Below are 20,889 nucleotides of genomic sequence, written 5' to 3'. Positions count from 1 at the left end.
TTCGGGGTGCGGATTGTCGGCTGGCAGCGGGTGGCCGGCCGGTGTTATTGCAGACGTTCCAGGATCCAGATGCGATGCAGCGTGCCGGCCACGTCGATACGCGCCTTGACGCGGAATTTGCCGCGCAGCGAGTAGATCGACACCAGTAGGTTGTCCTGGTTCCGCACTTGCAGCGCCGCCGTGACGGGGAAGGGGATCTCGTCCAGCAGCATCTGTCCGTCCGCAACCTCCAGCACTCCCTCTTTGGCATCAGCTGGAATGGCTGCACCGGGCACTCCTTGCGCAAAACAGGTTTGCGGCAACAGCGGCGTGGCAGCCAGGGCCAGCGCGAGGGAAAACAGGCGGAAGGACTTGAGCATGGAATCCTCGGGAAAAGGCGCAGCGAAGCCGAGCCGGACGGACTGCAATGGTCGGCGATCACCCCCCTTAAGTCAATCTGGAAAGCTTGCCGTACAGCGTGCCAAATCCATGAATTGCATGGACTTTGCCATCAAGGGGTGTTGAGGTTGTCTTGACCGGTCGTGCGGCAGCGCATTAGAATGGCGGGCTCGATTAGGGTGATGTAGCTCAGATGGTTAGAGCGGCGGATTCATAACCCGCAGGTCGGCGGTTCGATCCCGCCCATCACCACCAGTCAAATCAAAGGCTTGCCGATCGCTCGGCAGGCCTTTGTCGTTTTCGGAGCGAGCACTTCGAAGGCGCTCAAAAACAAAGAGCCGCGCGACGTTTCGTCGAGCGGCTCTTGTCGTTTCTGGCAGGCGGCTTACCAGTTGGTCTCGCGTTCCGGTGTGGCGGTGATCTTGTGGATGGTGATGTCGGCCCCATCGAATTCTTCTTCGGCAGAGAGGCGGATGCCGACGAGCTTGCGGAGCAGGCCGTAGATGATGCCGCCGCCGATCAGGGCGACGGCAATGCCGCCGAGGGTGCCGATCAGCTGGCTCACGAAGCTGATCTTGCCCAGGCCACCAAGCGCTTGCTGGCCAAAGATGCCGGCGGCGATGCCGCCCCAGGCGCCGCACAGGCCGTGCAGGGGCCAGACGCCGAGCACGTCATCGATCTTCCAGCGGTTTTGCGTCAGCGTGAACAGCTGGACGAAGAGGGCGCCGGCAACGGCGCCGACGACCAGCGCGCCGGCCGGATGCATGATGTCCGAGCCTGCACAGACGGCGACGAGGCCGGCGAGCGGGCCGTTGTGGACGAAGCCGGGGTCATTGCGGCCAAGCAGCAAGGCCGCCAGGGTGCCGCCGACCATGGCCATCAGGGAGTTGACGGCGACGAGGCCGCTGATGGCTTCGAGCTTCTGGGCGCTCATGACGTTGAAGCCGAACCAGCCGACGATGAGGATCCAGGCGCCGAGGCCAAGGAAGGGGATGCTTGAGGGCGGGTGGGCGGCGATGGCGCCGTCCTTGTTGTAGCGACCGCGTCGCGCACCGAGGAACAGCACGGCGACAAGGCCCAGCCAGCCGCCCACGGCGTGCACGACGACGCTGCCGGCGAAGTCATGGAACTTGGCGCCGAAGCTGGCCTCCAGCCAGGCTTGCAGGCCGTAGTTGTCGTTCCAGACGATGCCTTCGAAGAACGGATAGACCAGCCCGACGATCAGGGCAGTGGCGGCGAGTTGTGAGCCGAAGCGTGCGCGTTCCGCGATGCCGCCCGAGATGATGGCGGGAATGGCGGCCGCAAAAGTGAGCAGGAAGAAGAATTTGACGAGGGCGTAGCCGCTGTTCTCGGTCAGGCTCTCGGCGCTGCCCATGAAGTGCAGGCCGTAGGCAATGCCGTAGCCGATGAAGAAGTAGGCCAGCGTCGAGACGCTGAAGTCGACAAGGATCTTGACGAGGGCATTGACCTGATTCTTTTTGCGGACGGTGCCGAGTTCCAGAAAAGCGAAGCCGGCATGCATGGCGAGAATCATGATGGCGCCAAGCAGAACAAATAGAACGTCACTGGTGGTTTTTAACTGCTCCATGGTGGAAGGGTCTCCGTTTGCACAATGGCGGAGCATGAAGCACAAACTGCACCAGATTGGTGTTCAATAAAATCAATTGCTTATGGTCGTACTGTTTCCATTTGGTGCGAATATTGGTCGTAAGTGGTGCGCCGGTTCGTTGAGATGCACTTGTGTGGTGCGTTTCTGCAGAGCGGGTTGCGCTGCAATTGGCGGCGCTTGGGGCGCAGGCGCGCGCGGGCGCGCAGGCGTCACGGGACGAGCCGGGTCAGGCGCCCTTCAGCGGCGGGGAGGGGCAGAGTGGCGCGGATGTGGCCTTAGAACGAGTAGCCGACCGTGCCTTCTTCGGGGTCGAGCTTTTCGAGCAGGTGAGCCAGTGGACGCAGTTCGGTGTAGCGCTGGCAGGTCTTCCGCAGGTACTTGAGGACCAGGGGCAGGTCCTTGAGGTAGCCGTCCTTGCCGTCCCGGTGATAGAGCCGCGCGAAGATACCCAGAACCTTGATGTGGCGCTGGGCGCCCATGAATTCGTAGTCGCGGTGAAAGTCGGCAAAATCTTCACGCACGGGCAGGCCGATCTGGCGGGCTGCTTCCCAGTAGCGGACCAGCCAGTCGATGGTGCGTTCTTCCGGCCATTCGATGTAGGCGTCCTTGAACAGCGAGGCCAGGTCGTAGGTGAGTGGGCCGTAGACGGCATCCTGGAAGTCGATGACGCCGGGGTTGGGGGCTGTCAGCATCAGGTTGCGCGAGTGGAAATCGCGGTGTACGAAGACCTTGGGCTCGGCCAGGTTTACTTCAATGATGCGGTCAAAAACCTCGTAAAGGCTCGCGCTGTCTGCTTCGGTCAGCGTGACGCCTTTGTGGCGGGCGATATACCAGACGGGGAAAAGCTCCATTTCGCGCAGCAGATGAGCGCGATCATATTCGGGTAACAAGCCGGGGCGGCTGGCGCGCTGGATGGCGGCGAGGGCGCCGAGCGCGTCGGCGTAGAGCGTGTCGGCGTTGTCGTCCGTAAGTGCCGAGAGATAAGTGCTGCTGCCAAGGTCGGAGAGCAGCAGAAAGCCCTGTTGCAGGTCTTCGGCATGGATTTCCGGCACGTGGGCGCCGGCGGCGCCGAACAGTCGAGCCACGTGTATGAAGGGGCGGCAATCTTCGTGCTCAGGAGGGGCATCCATCACGATGCGGGTGTTGCCGTCGGGCAGTGCGACGCGGAAGTAGCGCCGGAAGCTGGCGTCCGCCGAGGCCGGTGTGATGACGGTTTGCTGGTCAGGGAACTGCTGGGCGACCCACTGATGTAGCTGCTCGAGGCGTTGCAAGGGAAGGGCTCCGGGGGCTTGATGTAGAATCTTGCGCGAACCTGCGGCAAGAGGATCGGAACGGGCCGGTGGCCCGAATAGTAAATGCCGCGGAATCTTAACAAATGTGGATGGTCTGCCTTAGCGGCAGGCCTTGCACGGATTGCCCCGCCCGCCCCGCACAAGAGCTTGCCCGCCAGCCCATGCATCGACTCCCTGTAGCCTTGCGAAGCAAGTGCCGGTTGCCAGTCCCCCAGCCACGCTGCCTCAGCCTGTCGGTCTTTGCCGCGCTGGCCTGCCTGTCGTTGCCGGTGTCTGCGCAGACTTCTTCGTCGGCTTCTTCTGCCGCAGCCGCAAAGCCTGTCGCGCTGCCGCCCGCACTGCTGCAGAAATTCCCGATGCTCGCTGCTGAAAATGCAATCCCGCTTGCGCCGGGCGCGACACGCGTGCGTGCCGAACGGCTCGATGGCCGCAACCAGTTCGAGCTCACGGCTGAGGGCAAGGTCATTCTGCGCCGGGACAGCATGTTCCTGCTGAGTGATCGCTTGCGGTTGGACCAGATCAGCAATGAAGTGACGGCGGAAGGCAATGTGTCGCTGTTGCGTGGTCGTGATCGCATAGACGGACCACGTGCCCAGCTCAACCTGGACACCTCTGTCGGTGAAGTCACCAAGCCGAACTATGTCTTCCAGCGGGACTCCGCACCGTTTCAGAAACGCAGCACGACGCTGACGGCGACGGGCGAGGCGGAGACCCTGTTGCTGGAGGGCAAGAACCAGTATCGCTTGCAGGATGCAACCTACACGACCTGCCGTGCACCGGATCCGGACTGGTACCTCAAGGTGCGGGACCTGTCGCTGGACTACGACCGCGAGCGGGGCGAGGCGCACGATGCGGTGTTGCGCTTCAAGAACGTGCCGGTGATGTGGATGCCCTGGGCGGATTTTCCGCTCAACGACTCGCGCCAGTCCGGTTTGTTGCCACCCACGATCGGCAGCACCTCGAGCACGGGCTTCGACATCACCCAGCCCTACTACGTCAATCTTGCACCCAACTACGACGCCACGCTGGCGCCACGCTGGATGGGCCGTCGTGGCTTGCAGCTGGGTACGGAATTCCGCTATCTGACCAAGTCGGGCACGGGGCGTCTGAGCGGTGAATGGCTATCCAGGGATCAACTGACGAAGGAAGAGCGTGGCTTGGTATCGGCGCGCAACTTCCAGGACTTTGGTGGCGGGCTGAACGGTTCGCTGGATTACACCCAGGTGACGGATGCCAACTATTTTGCTGATCTGAGTTCCCGCATCACCAGCACTTCGCAAGCCACGCTTAACCAGCAGGCCATACTGAATTATGGTGGTCTGCCCTGGTTGAGCAGCTCGCTGAACGTACAGCGCTTCCAGACCCTGGTGGGCGAGGCGCCTTACGACCGCTTGCCGCAGGTGCGCGCAGATTTGAACGTGCCTGACCAGTTGGGCATGTCGGTGCGCATGCCGTTCGAATACACGAAGTTCGAGCACTCGGCCAAGGATGCCGGTGAACGCACAACCGTCCACCCGCAGGTGGCACTGCCGCTGCAGAATTCCTACGCCTTTTTCGTGCCCAAGGCAGGCGTCCACCTGTCGCACTACGATCTGACGCGCCGGACGACGACCGGTTACAACACGCTTTATCGCTCGGTGCCTGGCTTCTCTGTGGATTCTGGACTGACCTTTGAACGTTCGCTGAAGCTGGGGCAGTCGGATTTCATCCAGACGCTTGAACCGCGTGTGTTTTACGTGCGTACGGCGTATCGCGACCAATCGCAGTTCCCCGTGTTCGATACCGCGCGCGCCGACTTCAATTTCTCGCAGTTGTTCTCCGAGAACATCTACACAGGTTCGGACCGCATTGCCGACGCCAACCAGATGACTTCGGCCGTCACCTCGCGCTTCATCAGCGAACAGACGGGTGAAGAGGCCTTGCGCCTGGCGGTGGGGCAGCGTTTCTATTTCAGCGGACAGGAAGTGACCCTGCCCGGTGAAACCCGGCGCGACGGACGCATCGCTGACTGGCTGGGCTTGATGTCCGGCAGGGTGACACGCAGCATCTGGGTGGACAGCTTTTACCAGTACGACCCGCGTGAGCACCGCAGCGAACGCGGCGTGCTGACGACTCGTTACCAGCCGCAGGCTGGTAAATCGGCAGCAGTGAGCTACCGCTACCAGCGCGGTGTGCTGCGCGACATCGATTTTTCTGGTCAGTGGCCTGTCGCCGGAGGTTGGTATGCCGTTGGGCGCTACAACTACAACCTCAAGGATAGCCAGCTCACCGAGGCCATCGCCGGCTTCGAATACAAGGCCGGTTGCTGGGTGCTGCGGACGGTCTATCAGACCCTTCTGAATACCAAGCAGGTGCGGAACAACGCGATCTACCTGCAACTCGAACTCAACGGGCTGGCCTCCGTAGGATCGAGCCCCGTGCAGCTGCTGCGTCGCAGTGTCGGGGGCTATACCGACATCACCAGCACCGGAGATCCGGTGTTTGGTACCAGCGCTGAATAACCAAACGACAATCCGGAGTCATCCATCCATGTCATTCCGAGCAAGTTTCCGCGGAATCTTCGTTGCCCTCTTTATGGCTGTGCCGTTTGCGTTGCAGGCTGCCGAGCCGCTCGACCGCATTGCGGCGATCGCCAACGACGAAATCATCACGATGTCCGAAGTGCGCGCCAAGGTGGATCAAACGCAGCGCCAGCTGCCGCCCGACGCACCCAAGATGAGCCGTGCTCAGATGGAGGAGAAGGTGCTTGACCGCCTGATTCTTGAGCGCCTGTTGCTGCAGCGTGCGCGCTCGTCAGGTTTGCGCGTTGACGACGTTACGCTGGACCGCGCCGTGCAGCGCATTGCGGAGCAGAACAAGCTTCCGATGGCGAAGTTCCGCGAGGTAATCGAGAAGCAGGAAGGGGTGCCATGGCAGCGCTTCCGTGAAGACATCCGCACGGAAATCCTCATCAGCCGCTTGCGCGAACGCGAGGTGGATAGCCGCATTGTGGTCAGCGATGCCGAGATCGACGCGGCGCTGGCTTCCCCCGAGGCGCAGGCCAGTGGCAAGGAGTACCAGATTGCACATATCTTCATTCGCGCGCCCGAAGGTGCGAACGCAGAGTCCTGGATGCGACTCTCGTCACGCGCCAGTGAGGTGCAACGCCTGCTGCGCCAGGGTGATGACTTCGGCAAGCTGGCGGCCGCTTTTTCGGACGCGCCGGATGGCATGCAGGGCGGTGTGATGGCCTGGCAGACCGTGCAGCGCATGCCTACCGTGTACGCCGAAGAGGTTGTGCGCTTGAAGCCGGGGCAGATCAGCAATGTGCTGCGCAGCCCGGCTGGCCTGCATGTCATCAAGCTCGTTGCCGTGAATGATGCCGCCAGCGCCAAGCCGCTCAACGTAACCCAGACACAGACGCGTCATATCCTGCTGCGTGCTTCTGAAGTGCTCAATGATGACGATGCGCGTCGTCGCCTTGGTGATTTGCGCAAGCGCATCCTGGCGGGTGCCAGGTTCGAGGATATCGCCCGTACCACGCCGGGTGACGCGTCTGCTGCGCGCGGTGGCGACCTGGGTTGGTTGTCGCCAGGCGACACGGTGCCCGAATTCGAGCGGGCAATGAACGCCCTCAAGCCGGGTGAGATCAGCGAGCCGATCCAGTCGCCTTTCGGTTGGCACCTGATCCAGGTGATGGCGCGCCGCGATGTGGATATGAGTGGCGAGCGCAGGCGCCTTGAAATGCGCCAGTCCCTGCGCGAGCGCAAGTCGGACGAAGCCTATGAGGCGTGGCTGCGCCAAGTGCGCGACGAGGCTTTCGTTGACGTGCGACGCAGCGAACCCTGAACGACCATGACGGCTCCTCTCATCGCCATCACGAGCGGAGAGCCGGCCGGTATCGGCCCGGAGTTGTGTGCCGTACTGGCCGCACATGAATGGCCCGTGCGGCCCGTGGTTATTGGCGATCTGGCATTGATCACTGCACGCGTGGCCTGCACTGATCGGCATGTTGCCGTGCGGGCGTTCGATGCCTCACAGCCTCCCGTGCCCGGAATGCTGGACGTTCTCCACGTGCCGCTCGACGTGGCGTCCGAGCCCGGTGTGCTCGACACGCGCAATGCCGCTTACGTGATCCGTACGCTCGATGTTGCCGTCGAGGGTTGTCGCAGCGGCCACTTTGCTGCCATGGTGACGGCGCCGGTGCAGAAAAATGTCATCAACGATGCGGGCATCCCTTTCACGGGACACACCGAATACCTTGCTGACCAGACGCAGACACCACGAGTCGTGATGATGCTGGCCGGTGAATACGGTGAGCCGCGTCGCTGGATGCGCGTTGCCGTGGCTACCACGCATTTGCCGCTTGCCGAAGTTCCGGCTGCAATCACGCCTGATTTGCTCGAAGATTCGTTGCGCATCATGCACAAGGATTTGCGGGACAAGTTTGGACTGGTGTCGCCGCGCATTCTTGTATCCGGCCTCAACCCGCATGCGGGCGAGGGCGGGCACATGGGGCGCGAAGAGATCGATGTGATCCAGCCCGTGCTCGACAAGCTGCGTGCCGAAGGCTTGCAGCTCATCGGCCCCTTGCCTGCTGACACCTTGTTCGTACCGCATCAGTTGGAACGCGGCGATGCAGTGCTCGCGATGTATCACGATCAGGGGCTGGCTACCCTCAAGTTCGCCACCTTCGGTGGCGGCATCAACGTGACGCTGGGGTTGCCCTTCATCCGCACCTCGGTGGATCACGGAACGGCGCTTGATCTGGCCGGCAAGGGGTGTGCCGATCCCGGCAGCCTCATCGCCGCGATGAATTGCGCCATCAACATGCTTGGATACCGCTCATGAAGCGTAGGGATTTTCTTTCTTCCGCCAGCGCATTGGCCGCGTTGTCTGCCCTGGCGGCCTGTACCCAGGTGGAGCCCAAGCCGGACGTCGCGCCGAATCCTCCGCTGCAACCGCAGGTTGCGCCGCGACCGAAGCCGCGTCTCGGACTGGCACTGGGTGGTGGTGCGGCGCGCGGCTTTGCCCACATCGGGGTGATCAAGGTGCTGGAAGCGCAAGGCATCGTGCCGGATGTCATTGCAGGCACTTCCGCAGGCGCAGTTGTCGGTACTTTGTATGCCGGCGGTTTCGATGCCATTGAACTGCACCAGCTTGCCAACCGCATGGAAGAAAGCAGTTTCACTGACTGGGTGATTTTCGATCGCGGCTTCCTCAAGGGTGAGGTGATCGAGCGTTTCGTGAACAAGGAGCTTGGCAATCGTCCGCTCGAAGGGCTCAAGCGGCGCATGGGTGTCGTAGCGACCGATCTGGCTTCGGGCGAGATGGCCGTCTTCACCGCCGGCAATGCCGGAGTGGCAGTACGTGCTTCGGCGTCGATTCCTGCGGTGTTCGCGCCGGTTGTCATTCGTGGGCGCGAGTTCGTTGATGGCGGTCTGGTCAGCCCGGTGCCGGTCCGTGCTGCGCGGCAGATGGGTGCCGATATCGTGGTGGCCGTCGACATCTCGGCCAAGCCTTCGGGCAAGAAGAATCAAGGCACTGTCGACATGTTGCTCGACACCATGGCGATCATGGGTCACACCATCGGTGAGACAGAGCTTCTGGGTGCTGACGTCATCATTCGCCCGGATATCCGCGGTTTGCCGGCAACCAACTTCCAGCAGCGTCAGGAAGCCATTCTGCAAGGTGAGCGGGCCGCGCTGGCGGCCTTGCCGCGCATTCGCGAAAAGCTGGCCGTAAGGTGATGCGAGGCGATCAATCGCATCAGGGCCACCTCGCACGCAAGCGCTTCGGGCAGAACTTTCTCGTTGACCGCGAGATCATTGCGCGCATCGTCTCGTCCATCGCGGCGCAGCCCGGGGATCATGTCGTCGAGATCGGGCCGGGATTGGGGGCATTGACCGTTCCCTTGCTTGCTGCGTGCAAGCATCTGCACGTGGTGGAGATCGACCGCGACCTCATCGCCCGCCTGCGCGAGAAATACAGCGAGGAGCAGGTCGCGATCCACGAGGGGGATGCGCTCAAGTTCGATTTCGCCAGTCTGCCCGCGCCACTGCGTGTGGTCGGCAACCTTCCCTACAACATCTCGACGCCGCTGCTGTTCCACTTGGCCGAATTCGCCGAGCACGTTCGCGACATGACCTTCATGCTGCAGAAGGAGGTCGTCGACCGCATGGTGGCCGAACCGGGCGACGAGGCCTATGGGCGCCTGTCCGTGATGCTGCAGTACCGATTTGCGATGGCGCACCTGTTTGACGTGCCGGGCGACGCTTTCCGGCCGGCACCCAAGGTCACGTCGGCTATTGTCTATATGCGCCCCAAGCCCGGGGCGGACTTGCTCTGCCGCGATGCGGCACTGATGGGGCGCATTGTTACCGCTGCGTTCGGTCAGCGCCGCAAGACCCTGCGCAACACTTTGGGTGACTGGCTGCAGGCGGCGGACTATGAGGCGTTACAGATCGATGCAGGCTTGCGCGGTGAGCGCCTGGCAATGGAGGACTATGTGCGCATCGCCAATCACATAGGGGGGCGAGACGCATGAAGCGTATCGATACTTCGCTGGCAGGTGTGTGCGTGCTGGAGCCCAAGGTGTTCGGTGATACGCGCGGATTCTTTCTGGAAAGCTTCAACGCGCGCACTTTCGAGGACTTGCTGGGCTTTGCGCCGGATTTTGTGCAGGACAACCATTCGCGCTCGCAGCGTGGCGTGCTGCGCGGCCTGCACTATCAGATCCGTCAGCCGCAGGCCAAGCTGGTGCGCGTGACGCGCGGTGCCGTGTGGGACGTGGCGGTGGACCTGCGCCGCAGCTCGCCCACTTTCGGACGGCATTTCGGCTGCGAGCTGAGCGAGGACAACCAGCGCCAGATGTGGATTCCGGCCGGCTTTGCGCATGGCTTCCTGGTGTTGTCTGACGTTGCAGACTTTCTCTACAAGACCACCGATTTCTACGCCCCGGAGCATGAACGCTGCCTGCAATGGAACGATCCTGACCTGGGCCTGACCTGGCCGCTGGCTGGAATGGAACCGACGTTGTCCGCCAAGGACAAGCAGGGTCTGCCCTTGGCCCGCTGCGAGGTTTTCGACTGAGATCTTGCTGAAAGTGCCCTGATCGGGCATCTGTCACGGCCGGGTCAGGCAGACGCGCTAAACTCGCAGGCTTTCCGTCCTGTTCCGGATTCCAGATCATGTCCTGCATCCTCGTTACCGGTGGCGCCGGCTATATCGGCAGCCACACCTGCGTTGAATTGCTCGCGGCGGGCCACGACGTTGTCGTGGTCGATAACCTCAGCAACAGCAAGGCCGAGTCCCTGCGCCGCGTCGAAGAGATCGCCGGCCGCAAGCTCACCGCCTTCCATCAGATCGACCTGCGCGAGCGCGAAGCCCTGGCCGAAGTGTTCCGCGCCCACAAGATTGACGCCGTGATCCACTTCGCCGCACTCAAGGCTGTCGGCGAGTCGGTAGCGCAGCCGTTGCGCTACTACGACAACAACATTGCCGGCACTGTGGCGCTGGCCGAGGTGATGGCTGCTGCCGGCGTGAAGACCCTGGTGTTCAGCTCGTCGGCGACTGTGTACGGCGACCCGGCCAGCGTGCCGATCCGCGAAGACTTCCCGACGGGGCCGACCAATCCCTATGGCCGCACCAAGTGGATGATGGAATACGTGCTCAGCGATCTGGCTGCGGCCGACAAGGAATGGAGCATCGGGCTGCTGCGTTACTTCAACCCGGTGGGTGCGCATGCCTCCGGTCGCATCGGCGAAGATCCCAACGGCATCCCCAACAACCTGATGCCCTTCGTCACGCAGGTGGCGGTCGGCAAGCGCGAGAAGCTGTCGGTGTTCGGCGGCGATTACCCGACGGTTGACGGTACGGGTGTGCGCGACTACATCCACGTCGTCGATCTCGCCGTGGGCCACGTCAAGGCCATCGAGCGGCTGGCAAAAAGCCGTGGCGTGCTGACCGTCAATCTGGGTACTGGCTGCGGCTATTCGGTGCTGCAGGTCGTCAAGGCATTCGAGAAGGCCAGCGGCCGCCCAGTGCCCTACCAGATCGTCGATCGCCGTGCCGGCGACATCGCAGAGTGCTGGGCTGATCCGGCCGCAGCCGAGCGCGAGCTGGGCTGGCGTGCGACGCGCGGCATTGATGAGATGTGCGCAGACAGCTGGCGCTGGCAAAGCGCCAACCCCAACGGTTTCGAATGAATCCCATCGAACAAGATCTGAACCAGGAGTCATCCATGTCCTTGCAACCCGTCATCCTGTCCGGCGGTTCCGGCACTCGCCTGTGGCCTGCCTCGCGCGAGCAATATCCCAAGCAGCTGCTGCCACTGACTGCCGACGAGACCCTGCTGCAGATCACCGCGACGCGGCTGCGCCAGCTCTCCGGCATCGAGGTCGCGCAGCCCATCGTCGTGACCAACGAAGACCACCGCTTCATCATTGCCGAGCAGCTGCGCCAGATCGGCAAGCCCAGCAACCACATCGTGCTGGAGCCGGTCGGCCGCAATACCGCACCCGCCATGGAGCTTGCCGCGCAGGTCGCCCAACTGGACGGCGCGGATCCCGTGCTGCTGGTGATGCCGGCCGACCATGTGGTGACCAACGAAGCCGCGTTTTGCGTCGCCATGCAGGAAGGCTATGCCCAGGCCAGCGCGGGTGCGCTGGTCACCTTCGGCATCGTGCCGGACCGCGCCGAAACCGGTTACGGCTACATCCGCGTTGGTGACAAGCTCGGTGGCGCTGCGACGGCGCGCCAGCTGGCCGCCTTCGTCGAGAAGCCCAATGCCGAGCGCGCTGCCGAGTACGTCGCCAGCGGTCAGTACCTCTGGAACAGCGGTATCTTCATGATGAAAGCCTCGGTGTGGCGTCGTGCGCTCACCGCCCTGAAACCTGCGATGGCGGGCGCCTGCAGCGATGCGGTGGGCAAGGCCGCGCGCGATGCCGATTTCATTCGCGTCGACAAGGCGGCGTTCACTGCCTGTCCGTCGGACTCCATCGACTACGCCGTGATGGAGAAACTCGGCCAGCATCCCGAACTGGGTGCTGGTGTCGTCGTGCCGCTGGATGCCGGCTGGAGCGATGTCGGCGCCTGGGACGCGCTGTGGCAGGTCAGTGGCAAGGATGCGGCCGGCAACGTGACGCGCGGTGACGTGATGCTGCACGACACGCAGGACAGCCTGATCTTCGCCGGCAGCCGCCTCGTCGCCGCCGTGGGCGTCAAGGACGTCATCGTCGTCGAAACCCCTGATGCCGTGATGGTCGCCGACAAGGCCAACGCGCAGGACGTCAAGGCCATCGTCAGCCGTCTCAAGAGCGAGGGCAAAACGCTTGCCGCCAGCCATCGCAAGGTCTATCGCCCCTGGGGCTGGTACGACAGCATCGACATGGGCGAGCGCTTCCAGGTCAAGCGCATCGTCGTGAATCCAGGTGCCAAGCTCAGCCTGCAGATGCACCACCACCGCGCCGAGCACTGGATCGTCGTCAGCGGCACGGCCGAAGTCACCAATGGCGACAAGGTGCTGCTGCTGTCCGAGAACCAATCGACCTATATTCCGCTCGGCACCACGCATCGTCTTGCCAACCCCGGCAAGGTGCCGCTGGAGATCATCGAGGTGCAGTCGGGCTCTTACCTCGGCGAGGACGATATCGTCCGTTTCGAAGACACCTACGGGCGCACTGCGTGAATAAAGCTACTGCGCGGCGCAATCTCGCAATTCCGGTGCTCGCCGTACGGCAGTACGTCTCCGCTCCTCGTTGCGACCTTGAGCCGCTCGCTACGCTTTCTTCACACCGTGCTTTTCCTTGGGGCGGTTCCCCGTAGCCCGCGAGCGGGTGTATCGTGAAAGCCCCACCCCGCGACACTGCATGACCATGAACGAGCAACGCAACGTCCTCGGCGGGCCCCTGATGGCCTGCAGCTATTCGCCCCTGACGGGCTACTTCCGCACGGGCTGTTGCGAGACAGACGTCACCGACCGCGGCCAGCACGTGGTCTGCATCAAGGCTACGGCCGAGTTCCTCGATTACAGCCGCCGTGTTGGCAATGACCTTTCCACGCCGCGCCCCGAGTACCGTTTCCGCGGCGTCCAGCCCGGCGACCGCTGGTGCCTGTGTGCCCTGCGCTGGCTGGAAGCCCATGAGGCGGGCTTTGCGCCCCCGGTGGTGCTTGAGGCGACCAACGAGACGGCGCTGGAAGTGATTCCCCTGGAGTTGCTTCGCGAGTTTGCGCTGGGCTGACTATCACCTGGCGCGAAAAACGTGTTCTGTAATTGCGTAAAGCATTGATGACAGGAGTGATGAGATGTTCCGGTTTACCAAAGCCCTTTTTACTCTCGGTGTATATGCGCTGACGTCTCAGGCCTTGACGGCTCAGGCGGACCCGCGGGCTCTGGATCTGGATGATCTGATGGAATCCTCCGCAGCACAAAAGCATCTCAAGTCCCCGATCAGGCTTGTCTGGAAGGGCGGCGTTGACCCGGATCTGGCAGAGCGGGCGCTGCCTGATCATTTTTCTGATTTCAGTCGCGCGCTGATCAATCCCTGCAAAGCGGCATTTCTCAGCGTGCTCGGCAACGTGATGGAAAAAGCCGGCGAGCTCGGATACGACTACGTTTATCTCGAAGGCTTGGCCTACGATGAAGGCCCCAAGCCCGAGGCGGGCCAGGTCATCTGTGATCGGGGGGCGCTGTGGAACAGACTGAAGTTGTCAGCGACCATGGGCGTCTCAAAGGCAGGGCAGGCCAAACAGCAGGCGCTGTCTAATGATCCGGGGCGGGCGTCAGCTATCGCAGAACAGGTGGCCAAGCGCAAGGCTGAGGGCAAGTCGATATTTTTGCCCATGGCATCCCTGTTCGATTCGCCGGGTGCCAAGGAATTGCTGAAGCCAGGTGAAGAATGGGTGTGGGGCGCCATGCCAGTGCCGGCGTTCACGGTTCGCAAGGGGGCGGACAACCACTCCGAAAAAGTCAGCCTCAAGAATCAGACGCAAGAGCAGGCCTGCCACGAGGCCGGGCTCAAGGTTTTGAAGGAGATCCTCAAAGACATGCGCGAGGATGGCTTCAACACGGTGATCCGCATCCGCAGCAATTACGATGACTTGCCGGCGCAGGATGGCGAATACGAATGCAAGCTCGCTTCAAGCAGTGTTCAAGTAGCTCTCAGCGCCACGCTGGTGCGCCGGCATTGAGGCGAGTCACTCGATTGCAAAGCATGGCGGCTGCGCCGCCAGGTGCCAGCAGCAGGCCGGCCATCGTTGTCTGTTAAGGAGCCCCAAACATGATGACCTTGCTTTGGTTGCTGGCCGCCGCAACACTGCTCTTCCAGGTTTTTGTCAGTGTTTGCCTGCTGCGAAGCGATGCGTATTCTTCGTCTCAGCGCACACTGCAATGTGTGCTGATCTGGTGCCTGCCCTTGCTCGGTGCGTGGTTGTCGTATTCGATGATCCGCGCCTCAACCTATGAGAGAAGGCCTGACCGCCAGTTCACTTCCCAGGACGACCAGAGTGTTGCCCCTGGCGTGCATGGGGGTAGCGGCAGCTGATCGGCAAGTCAGGGTTTCTGTCGTTCAGCCGAAACTCAAGCGGTCTGCAAACGCCACCGAGTCCAGCAAGGCGTGGCTGACCTGTTCGTTGGTCAGTCCCAGCGCTTCGGTCTGCGCGCGCAATGCGTCAGGCAGGAAGTTTTCGGTGGCCATTGCGAGTTTGAGCAGTGCCGCGTAGGCACCTTCGTTACGCAGCAGGGCGTCGTTCACCGGCTCGGGCAGGCTCATCTGCTCCAGCACCGTGTCGAGGCTGGTGCCGAGCAGCACCGGCAGCAGCGAGAAGGCGCCTGTAATGAACAGGTTGTCGAGTTCGCTCTTCTCGAACAGATGCTTGCCCAGACTTTCCATGAAATGACCGCGCGTGATCGCGGCCTGCATGACGGCCGGCGCTGTCGGGTCCTTGCTGGCTGACACCAGCAGCAGCGACAGCCACTTGTTGAGCTTGTCCATGCCGAGGATGGTGACGGCGTGGCGGAAGGACTGCACCTCAACCATCAGGCCGAAGCCGGCCGAGTTGATGTACTTGAGCAGCTTGTAGGAGAGCGCCACGTCCTGCTTGAGGGCCGCCTCGATCTCGGAGACTTCGGCCTCGTTGCGCACCAGGTTGAGCAAGCGGACGATGCCTGCGTGCGAGGGCGCCAGCTGCTTGCTGACCTGCACGCCGTGCAGGAAGAACCAGCCCGCTGCGCCATCGTAGCCCTGCCGGATGGCGCCATCGAAGCCGGCCAGATCCTTGAGGCCCCAGGCCATGGCGAGACCGGGGGCGCCGGTGGGCGAGGCGAGCTTGTTGGCGTCGGCCATCACGAAGCGGCAGTCGACGCCGCCGGGCCAACTGACGCCGGGCTGGTACCAGCTCATCGCCAGCGGCATGCCTGCATTGTTGAGTTGCTGGATCAGATCCTGTGTCTGCGGGTATTGCAGGGCAGGGGCCGGGATTTCGACGAGGGTGTTCGGGGGGGCTTGCCATTCGAGCAGCTCGGCGGTGGGCACGAGCTTGCCGAGGCTGACGAAAACGGTGTGGCCGCTGGGCCAGATTTCGCTGTAGCTGTTCAGTGCCGCCGCTGCGGTCGGCACATTGGGGGCATGAACGATCAGCCGGTTTGCAGTAATGGCGCGCTGCTTGTTGACGACGGGTTCGCGCGTGACGAGAACGCTGGCTGACATGGGGAGGCCCTCAGAGTGTGCAACAGGGAACGGTTCCCCTGCTGAAACGGCATCTCCGGCCCCGACCTTGAGGGCGGCTGTCGCCTGCGTAGGTGCGCACTGCGCACCGGGCATCTCAGGCCGTAGCGTCCGCCGCAAACGTGAAGGCGTCAGAGAAAAAGGCGTCAGCCGGCAGCTTGCATTGCTCGACGAAATCCTTGCGGGCCGCATCGATCATCGCCGGGGCTCCGCAGGCATAGACCTCATGGCCCGACAGGTCGGGCAGGTCGGCCATCACGGCCTGGTGCACAAGCCCGGTGCGGCCCTCCCAGGCCTCATCGGACAGCACCGGGATGTACTGGAAGTCGGGCACGGGTTTGCCAGACTCTGATGCCCACTCCAGCGCGCGTGCGTGGCGGTAGAGGCCTTCCACATTGCGCGAACCCACGTAGAGGCGCACCGGGCGGCGAATGCCGCGGTGGGCCATGTCTTCGATGATGCTCTGGATCGGCGCAAAGCCCGTGCCGCCGGCGAGGAAGACGATGGGCTTGTCGCTGTCGCGCAGGAAGAAGCCGCCCAGCGGGCCTTCGAGGCGCAGGATGTCGCGTTCCTTCATCGTGCCGAACACCTGCTCGGTGAAGAAGCCGCCCGCGACGTGGCGAATGTGTAGTTCGATGGTCTCGTTCTGGTGAGGCGCATTGGCCATCGAGAAGCTGCGGCGCTTGCCACCCGCGAGCAGGAAGTCGACGTATTGCCCGGCCATGAAGCGGAACGGGTCGTTAGCGGGCAGCTTGAGCGTCACGATCATCACGTCGCTGGCGGCCTTTTCGAGGCTCTGCACGCGGCAGGGCAGCTTGCGCACCGGGATGTCGGTCGTGCGGCGCACTTCGCGGCACTCGATGCTGAGGTCGGACAGCGGCTTCGCGCAGCACATCAGGGCCAGGCCCGCGTCGCGATCGGTCGGCGGCAGGGTCGATTCTGGCGAACGGCCGTGGTCGACCTGACCAGACAGCACGCGCGCCTTGCACGAGCCGCAGGCGCCATCCTTGCAGCCGTAGGGCATGATCAGTTCGGCGTTCAGCGCCGATTGCAGCACGCTGGTGTCGTCGGCAGCGGGGAACTGGTGGCCGGCGGGCTGGAGGGTGACCTGGTAGGTGTTCGACATGATGCGGGCTCTGGCTGTGTGGCGGTGACGAGATAACGGGTAAGGCTGGGCGGCGTGGGATAATCGCCGCGTGAAAAGAATCCTGATCGTAGGCAGTGGCGACGTTGCGCGCCGGGCCATCCCCTGGCTGGTGCGGCGCTTCCGTGTGTTGGCGCTGGTGCGTCGCCCCGAGGCTGCGGCAGAACTGCGCGCGCTCGGCGCCACGCCGGTGGCCGGCAATCTTGACGACCTGCGTTCGCTGCAACGCCTGGCTGGTCTCGCCGATGCAGTCCTGCACTGCGCACCGCCACCGAACGAAGGGAGCGACGATCCCCGCACAAGGCGGCTGATTGCGGCGCTATCGCGGGGCCCGAGTCTAGCACGCAGGGTGGCCTACATCAGCACCAGCGGGGTCTATGGCGATTGTGGCGGGGCGCGAATCGACGAGTCGCAGCCTCTGCAGGCCACCACCGCGCGGGCCCGTCGCCGGGTCGCGGCAGAGCAGCGCTTGCGGCGTTTTGCGGCGGGGCAGGGCGCGCGCCTCTCTATCCTGCGCGCTCCTGGCATCTATGCGGCAGAACGCCTGTCGCTCGAGCGTCTGCAGCGCGGCAGTCCGGTGCTCAAGGCGGAAGAAGACGTCTTCACCAACCACATCCACGCCGATGATCTGGCACATGCGATGATTGCGGCGCTTTTCCGCGCGAAAGGTGGGCGCGCGTTCAACATCAGCGACGACTCGGAGCTGAAGATGGGCGATTACTACGACGCCATGGCGGATACTTTCGGCTTGTCGCGGCCGCCCAGGGCGAGTCGCGCTGAATGTGCCGCGCAACTGACGCCGGTGACGCTGTCGTTCATGTCCGAATCGCGTCGCCTTGTGAATCAGCGCATGAAACGCGAGCTGCGTGTGGCTTTGCGCTGGCCAGACGTGCGCACAGCGCTGCAGCAGATTGCAGCAGCCAAAAACTGACAGGGAGTTTCCATGCTTTACCTCTGGCTCAAGGCCATCCATATCTTCTTCGTCATCAGCTGGTTTGCCGGTCTGTTCTACTTGCCGCGCATCTTCGTGAATCTGGCGCAGGTGCCGCAGGCAGGGGCCGAACGTGAGCGTCTGCTGGGCATGGCGCAGCGGCTCAAGCGCTTCATGATCCCCTTACTGGCCGGCACCTGGATCTTCGGTCTGGCCATCGTGTTCAGCAACGGCATGGACAGCGCCTCGGTCTGGTTCAAGCAGGGCTGGATGCATGCCAAGTTGCTGCTGGTCATCGTGCTCAGCGGCTACGACGGGTATTGCAAGAAGCTGCTGCGCGATTTCGAAGCAGGTCGCAACACAAGGAGCCATGTGTGGTTCCGCTGGTTCAACGAAGTGCCCGCTGCGCTGCTGTTGATCATCCTGATCCTCGTCGTCGTCAAACCGTTTTGAAGCATGAGTGAAACCTTCTTCTCCCCCTGTCCGCGCGGGCTTGAGTCCTTCCTTGTCGAAGAGCTGAAGGCTTATGGCGCGAGTGCGATCGATAGCGTACCCGGCGGCGTGCAGTACGAGGGTGACTGGCAACTGGCCTGGCGCACCAACCTCGAAAGCCGCATTGCCACGCGCGTGTTGTGGAAGGTGGGGCGCACGCGTTATCGCTCTGAGGACGAGATCTACAAGCTCGCCTACGCAACGACCTGGGCCAAGTGGTTCACGCCCGACGAGACCATCCGCATCTACGTCACCGCGATCAAGTCGCCGTTGAAGAGCCTCAACTTCACGACGCTGAAAATCAAGGACGGTCTTTGCGACCACTTCCGCACCGTTGCCGGCAAGCGCCCCAGCGTGGACACCGAGTCGCCGGATTTGCGCATCCACGCCTTCATTACCGAAGACACCTGCACGCTCTACCTCGACACTTCGGGTGAGCCGCTCTACAAGCGCGGTTTCAAGCCGGCCAAGGTGGATGCGCCGCTGAAAGAGAACCTGGCTGCGGGCATCCTCAAACTCTCCGGCTGGCAGCCGGGTCAGCCTTTCCTGGACCCAATGTGCGGCAGCGGCACCTTTCTCGTCGAAGCCGCACAGATGTCGCTGGGCATCGCGCCGGGGCTGGGGCGGCGTTTTGCCTTCGAGAAGTTTCGTCACTTCGATCAGGCAGCCTACCGCCGCGTGCGTGGCGCGGTCGAGGCAAAGCGCAAGCCTGCGGCCGAGTTGCCGATCTTTGGCGCCGACATCGATCCCCACCAGATCGCGGCGACCGAAGAAAACCTTGCTGCAGCGGGTTTCGACAATCGCCAGGTCGAACTGGTCGTCAATGATGTGCTCGACCTTGAGCCACCACTGAATGACGGAATCATTGCCAGCAACCCGCCGTACGGTGTGCGCCTGTCAACGGGCGAGGAGCTTGCAGAGTGGTATCCCAGACTGGGCGACGCGATGAAGCGTCACTGGGCGGGCTGGAACATCTATCTGCTGACGGCGGACACAGAGCTGCCAAAACGCATCGGCCTGCGCGCCAGCAAGAAGACGCCGCTCATGAACGGGGATCTGGATTGCCGGCTGTACGAGTTCAAGATGCTGGCTGGTAGCGCGCGCGACACTTTCCGCTGACGCAGCCCTCCAAAGACAAAGGCCGCCATCGCGGCGGCCTTTGTCTTTGGAGGGCGGTTGTTCAGACAATATCCAGATTCTGGATACCAGTCATGAGGTCCTTGTCGGAGTGCTTGCTGTTGAGCTTGATCTGCAGGCGCAGGTCGTTGACCGAGTCGGCATTGCGCAGTGCGTCTTCCAGCGTGATCAAGCCGTCCTCGTAGAGCAGGAACAGTGACTGGTCGAAGGTCTGCATGCCCAGCTCGCGCGAGCGTTTCATCACTTCCTTGATCTCGTGTACTTCGCCCTTGAAGATCAGGTCGGCGATGAGTGGTGAGTTGAGCATCACCTCAACGGCGGGGACGCGCCCCTTGCGATCCTTGAGCGGCAGCAGGCGTTGCGACACCATGCCGCGCAGGTTCAGCGAGAGGTCCATCAGCAGTTGCTGGCGGCGTTCTTCCGGGAAGAAGTTGAGGATGCGGTCGATGGCCTGGTTGGTGCTGTTGGCGTGCAGGGTGGCCAGACAGAGGTGGCCGGTTTCGGCAAAGGCAATCGCGTAGTCCATGGTCTCGCGGTCGCGGATTTCACCCATCAGGATGACGTCGGGGGCTTGCCGCAGGGTGTTCTTGAGGCCAGCTTCCCAGCTGTCGGTATCCAGCCCCACTTCGCGTTGGGTCACGATGCAGTTCTTGTGCGGATGGACGTACTCGATCGGATCTTCGAGCGTGATGATGTGGCCGTAACTGTTCTCGTTGCGGTAGTCCACCATCGCGGCGAGGGTTGTTGTCTTACCGGTACCCGTACCGCCGACGAAGATTACCAGGCCGCGCTTGGTCATGCCGATGTCCTTGATGATCATCGGTACGCCCAGCTCTTCGAGGGTCGGGATCTTCTGGGCGATGGTCCGTGCGACGAGGCCGACCTTACCCTGCTGCACGAAGGCATTGACGCGGAAGCGACCGATGCCCGAGGGCGAGATCGCGAAGTTGCACTCTTTGGTGGCTTCGAAATCGGCTGCCTGGCGGTCGTTCATGATCGCGCGTGCCAACTCAGCCGTATGCTGGGGGGTCAGCACCTGGTTGGACTGCGGCACGATCTTGCCGTCGACCTTGATTGCAGGCGGAAAGCCCGCGGTAATGAAAAGGTCGGACCCGCGCTTGCTCGTCATGAGCTTCAGCAGGTCCTGCATGAACTTGATTGCCTGGTCGCGTTCCATCGCTCAGCCCCGTCGGTATCCTGAA

At 62.7% G+C, this 20,889-nt stretch carries 20 protein-coding genes and 1 tRNA gene; 15 read left to right on the top strand and 6 right to left on the bottom strand.

Annotated elements, in window-relative coordinates; genetic code table 11:
* Positions 1 to 44: 44 nt before the first annotated feature.
* The gene (locus ABEA02_RS19470; RefSeq protein ID WP_345534778.1) at positions 45 to 359 is read right to left on the bottom strand and encodes a hypothetical protein; all 315 of its coding nucleotides are present in this window, start codon (positions 357 to 359) and stop codon (positions 45 to 47) included.
* A gap of 197 nt (positions 360 to 556) precedes the next feature.
* Between ABEA02_RS19470 and ABEA02_RS19465 the strand changes: the two genes are divergently transcribed.
* Positions 557 to 633: transfer RNA gene (locus tag ABEA02_RS19465), tRNA-Met, on the top strand.
* A 130-nt stretch (positions 634 to 763) separates the two neighbouring features.
* Here the strand turns inward: ABEA02_RS19465 and ABEA02_RS19460 are convergent.
* On the bottom strand, positions 764 to 1,966 hold the full coding sequence (locus tag ABEA02_RS19460; RefSeq protein ID WP_345534777.1) for an ammonium transporter: 1,203 nt from the start codon (positions 1,964 to 1,966) through the stop codon (positions 764 to 766).
* Positions 1,967 to 2,262: 296 nt separating this feature from the next.
* Positions 2,263 to 3,258 (bottom strand): aminoglycoside phosphotransferase family protein, encoded by a 996-nt coding sequence (locus ABEA02_RS19455; RefSeq protein ID WP_345534776.1) that lies wholly within the window; start codon positions 3,256 to 3,258, stop codon positions 2,263 to 2,265.
* Positions 3,259 to 3,479: 221 nt separating this feature from the next.
* On the opposite strand from ABEA02_RS19455, the gene ABEA02_RS19450 reads away from it, so the two are divergent.
* The 11 genes from ABEA02_RS19450 (at position 3,480) to ABEA02_RS19400 (ending at position 14,801) form a co-directional block, all read left to right on the top strand.
* Positions 3,480 to 5,780: an LPS-assembly protein LptD gene (locus ABEA02_RS19450; protein ID WP_345534774.1), complete on the top strand. Its 2,301-nt coding sequence runs from the start codon at positions 3,480 to 3,482 to the stop codon at positions 5,778 to 5,780.
* Between the two features lie 28 nt (positions 5,781 to 5,808).
* A complete protein-coding gene (locus ABEA02_RS19445) occupies positions 5,809 to 7,107 on the top strand; it encodes a peptidylprolyl isomerase (protein WP_345534773.1) in 1,299 nt (432 codons plus the stop codon).
* A gap of 6 nt (positions 7,108 to 7,113) precedes the next feature.
* Positions 7,114 to 8,109 carry a 4-hydroxythreonine-4-phosphate dehydrogenase PdxA gene (pdxA, locus tag ABEA02_RS19440; protein ID WP_345534772.1) on the top strand — a complete coding sequence of 332 codons (996 nt, stop codon included), beginning with the start codon at positions 7,114 to 7,116 and terminating at the stop codon, positions 8,107 to 8,109.
* On the top strand, positions 8,106 to 9,008 hold the full coding sequence (locus tag ABEA02_RS19435) for a patatin-like phospholipase family protein (RefSeq protein ID WP_345534771.1): 903 nt from the start codon (positions 8,106 to 8,108) through the stop codon (positions 9,006 to 9,008). Before pdxA ends, ABEA02_RS19435 begins: the two co-directional genes overlap by 4 nt.
* A complete protein-coding gene (gene rsmA / locus ABEA02_RS19430; RefSeq protein WP_345534770.1) occupies positions 9,008 to 9,805 on the top strand; it encodes a 16S rRNA (adenine(1518)-N(6)/adenine(1519)-N(6))-dimethyltransferase RsmA in 798 nt (265 codons plus the stop codon). The genes ABEA02_RS19435 and rsmA overlap by 1 nt, the downstream gene beginning before the upstream one ends.
* Positions 9,802 to 10,350 (top strand): dTDP-4-dehydrorhamnose 3,5-epimerase, encoded by a 549-nt coding sequence (rfbC, locus tag ABEA02_RS19425; protein WP_345534769.1) that lies wholly within the window; start codon positions 9,802 to 9,804, stop codon positions 10,348 to 10,350. Before rsmA ends, rfbC begins: the two co-directional genes overlap by 4 nt.
* A gap of 98 nt (positions 10,351 to 10,448) precedes the next feature.
* Positions 10,449 to 11,465, top strand: a complete 1,017-nt coding sequence (gene galE, locus ABEA02_RS19420; protein ID WP_345534768.1) for a UDP-glucose 4-epimerase GalE — start codon at positions 10,449 to 10,451, stop codon at positions 11,463 to 11,465.
* 35 nt (positions 11,466 to 11,500) lie between these two features.
* Complete coding sequence (locus tag ABEA02_RS19415) at positions 11,501 to 12,946, top strand: mannose-1-phosphate guanylyltransferase/mannose-6-phosphate isomerase (protein WP_345534767.1); 1,446 nt, start codon at positions 11,501 to 11,503, stop codon at positions 12,944 to 12,946.
* 181 nt (positions 12,947 to 13,127) lie between these two features.
* A complete protein-coding gene (locus ABEA02_RS19410; protein ID WP_345534765.1) occupies positions 13,128 to 13,499 on the top strand; it encodes a DUF2237 family protein in 372 nt (123 codons plus the stop codon).
* Positions 13,500 to 13,563: 64 nt separating this feature from the next.
* The gene (locus ABEA02_RS19405) at positions 13,564 to 14,448 is read left to right on the top strand and encodes a hypothetical protein (protein ID WP_345534763.1); all 885 of its coding nucleotides are present in this window, start codon (positions 13,564 to 13,566) and stop codon (positions 14,446 to 14,448) included.
* 89 nt (positions 14,449 to 14,537) lie between these two features.
* Positions 14,538 to 14,801, top strand: a complete 264-nt coding sequence (locus ABEA02_RS19400; protein ID WP_345534762.1) for a hypothetical protein — start codon at positions 14,538 to 14,540, stop codon at positions 14,799 to 14,801.
* A 24-nt stretch (positions 14,802 to 14,825) separates the two neighbouring features.
* Here the strand turns inward: ABEA02_RS19400 and ABEA02_RS19395 are convergent, their stop codons facing one another.
* On the bottom strand, positions 14,826 to 15,965 hold the full coding sequence (locus ABEA02_RS19395) for an EAL and HDOD domain-containing protein (protein WP_345534761.1): 1,140 nt from the start codon (positions 15,963 to 15,965) through the stop codon (positions 14,826 to 14,828).
* Positions 15,966 to 16,080: 115 nt separating this feature from the next.
* Positions 16,081 to 17,109 carry a CDP-6-deoxy-delta-3,4-glucoseen reductase gene (locus ABEA02_RS19390; RefSeq protein WP_345534760.1) on the bottom strand — a complete coding sequence of 343 codons (1,029 nt, stop codon included), beginning with the start codon at positions 17,107 to 17,109 and terminating at the stop codon, positions 16,081 to 16,083.
* A 70-nt stretch (positions 17,110 to 17,179) separates the two neighbouring features.
* Here ABEA02_RS19390 and ABEA02_RS19385 point away from each other — a divergent pair, with 70 nt between their 5' ends.
* From ABEA02_RS19385 to ABEA02_RS19375, 3 genes are read left to right on the top strand one after another with little or no spacing between them, the layout of a single operon-like run.
* Entirely contained in the window at positions 17,180 to 18,058 is an 879-nt protein-coding gene (locus ABEA02_RS19385; protein ID WP_345534759.1) for an NAD(P)H-binding protein, read from the top strand.
* A gap of 12 nt (positions 18,059 to 18,070) precedes the next feature.
* Positions 18,071 to 18,511, top strand: a complete 441-nt coding sequence (locus ABEA02_RS19380; protein WP_345534758.1) for a CopD family protein — start codon at positions 18,071 to 18,073, stop codon at positions 18,509 to 18,511.
* Between the two features lie 3 nt (positions 18,512 to 18,514).
* The gene (locus ABEA02_RS19375; RefSeq protein ID WP_345534757.1) at positions 18,515 to 19,669 is read left to right on the top strand and encodes a THUMP domain-containing class I SAM-dependent RNA methyltransferase; all 1,155 of its coding nucleotides are present in this window, start codon (positions 18,515 to 18,517) and stop codon (positions 19,667 to 19,669) included.
* Between the two features lie 61 nt (positions 19,670 to 19,730).
* Here ABEA02_RS19375 and ABEA02_RS19370 read toward each other — a convergent pair whose 3' ends face one another.
* Positions 19,731 to 20,864: a PilT/PilU family type 4a pilus ATPase gene (locus tag ABEA02_RS19370; RefSeq protein WP_345534756.1), complete on the bottom strand. Its 1,134-nt coding sequence runs from the start codon at positions 20,862 to 20,864 to the stop codon at positions 19,731 to 19,733.
* Between the last annotated feature and the right edge of the window lie 25 nt (positions 20,865 to 20,889).

The organism is Viridibacterium curvum (genome assembly GCF_039544165.1).
Lineage (GTDB): Bacteria > Pseudomonadota > Gammaproteobacteria > Burkholderiales > Rhodocyclaceae > Viridibacterium > Viridibacterium curvum.
This window is presented reverse-complemented; position numbering and strand designations above follow the sequence as displayed.

Bases quoted from the DNA above. Each gene is read 5' to 3' on its own strand.
- ABEA02_RS19470 (WP_345534778.1), bottom strand. From the start codon at position 359: ATGCTCAAGTCCTTCCGCCTGTTTTCCCTCGCGCTGGCCCTGGCTGCC.
- ABEA02_RS19460 (WP_345534777.1), bottom strand. From the start codon at position 1,966: ATGGAGCAGTTAAAAACCACCAGTGACGTTCTATTTGTTCTGCTTGGC.
- ABEA02_RS19445 (WP_345534773.1), top strand. From the start codon at position 5,809: ATGTCATTCCGAGCAAGTTTCCGCGGAATCTTCGTTGCCCTCTTTATG.
- pdxA (WP_345534772.1), top strand. From the start codon at position 7,114: ATGACGGCTCCTCTCATCGCCATCACGAGCGGAGAGCCGGCCGGTATC.
- ABEA02_RS19435 (WP_345534771.1), top strand. From the start codon at position 8,106: ATGAAGCGTAGGGATTTTCTTTCTTCCGCCAGCGCATTGGCCGCGTTG.
- rsmA (WP_345534770.1), top strand. From the start codon at position 9,008: ATGCGAGGCGATCAATCGCATCAGGGCCACCTCGCACGCAAGCGCTTC.
- rfbC (WP_345534769.1), top strand. From the start codon at position 9,802: ATGAAGCGTATCGATACTTCGCTGGCAGGTGTGTGCGTGCTGGAGCCC.
- galE (WP_345534768.1), top strand. From the start codon at position 10,449: ATGTCCTGCATCCTCGTTACCGGTGGCGCCGGCTATATCGGCAGCCAC.
- ABEA02_RS19415 (WP_345534767.1), top strand. From the start codon at position 11,501: ATGTCCTTGCAACCCGTCATCCTGTCCGGCGGTTCCGGCACTCGCCTG.
- ABEA02_RS19410 (WP_345534765.1), top strand. From the start codon at position 13,128: ATGACCATGAACGAGCAACGCAACGTCCTCGGCGGGCCCCTGATGGCC.
- ABEA02_RS19405 (WP_345534763.1), top strand. From the start codon at position 13,564: ATGTTCCGGTTTACCAAAGCCCTTTTTACTCTCGGTGTATATGCGCTG.
- ABEA02_RS19400 (WP_345534762.1), top strand. From the start codon at position 14,538: ATGATGACCTTGCTTTGGTTGCTGGCCGCCGCAACACTGCTCTTCCAG.
- ABEA02_RS19395 (WP_345534761.1), bottom strand. From the start codon at position 15,965: ATGTCAGCCAGCGTTCTCGTCACGCGCGAACCCGTCGTCAACAAGCAG.
- ABEA02_RS19390 (WP_345534760.1), bottom strand. From the start codon at position 17,109: ATGTCGAACACCTACCAGGTCACCCTCCAGCCCGCCGGCCACCAGTTC.
- ABEA02_RS19380 (WP_345534758.1), top strand. From the start codon at position 18,071: ATGCTTTACCTCTGGCTCAAGGCCATCCATATCTTCTTCGTCATCAGC.
- ABEA02_RS19375 (WP_345534757.1), top strand. From the start codon at position 18,515: ATGAGTGAAACCTTCTTCTCCCCCTGTCCGCGCGGGCTTGAGTCCTTC.
- ABEA02_RS19370 (WP_345534756.1), bottom strand. From the start codon at position 20,864: ATGGAACGCGACCAGGCAATCAAGTTCATGCAGGACCTGCTGAAGCTC.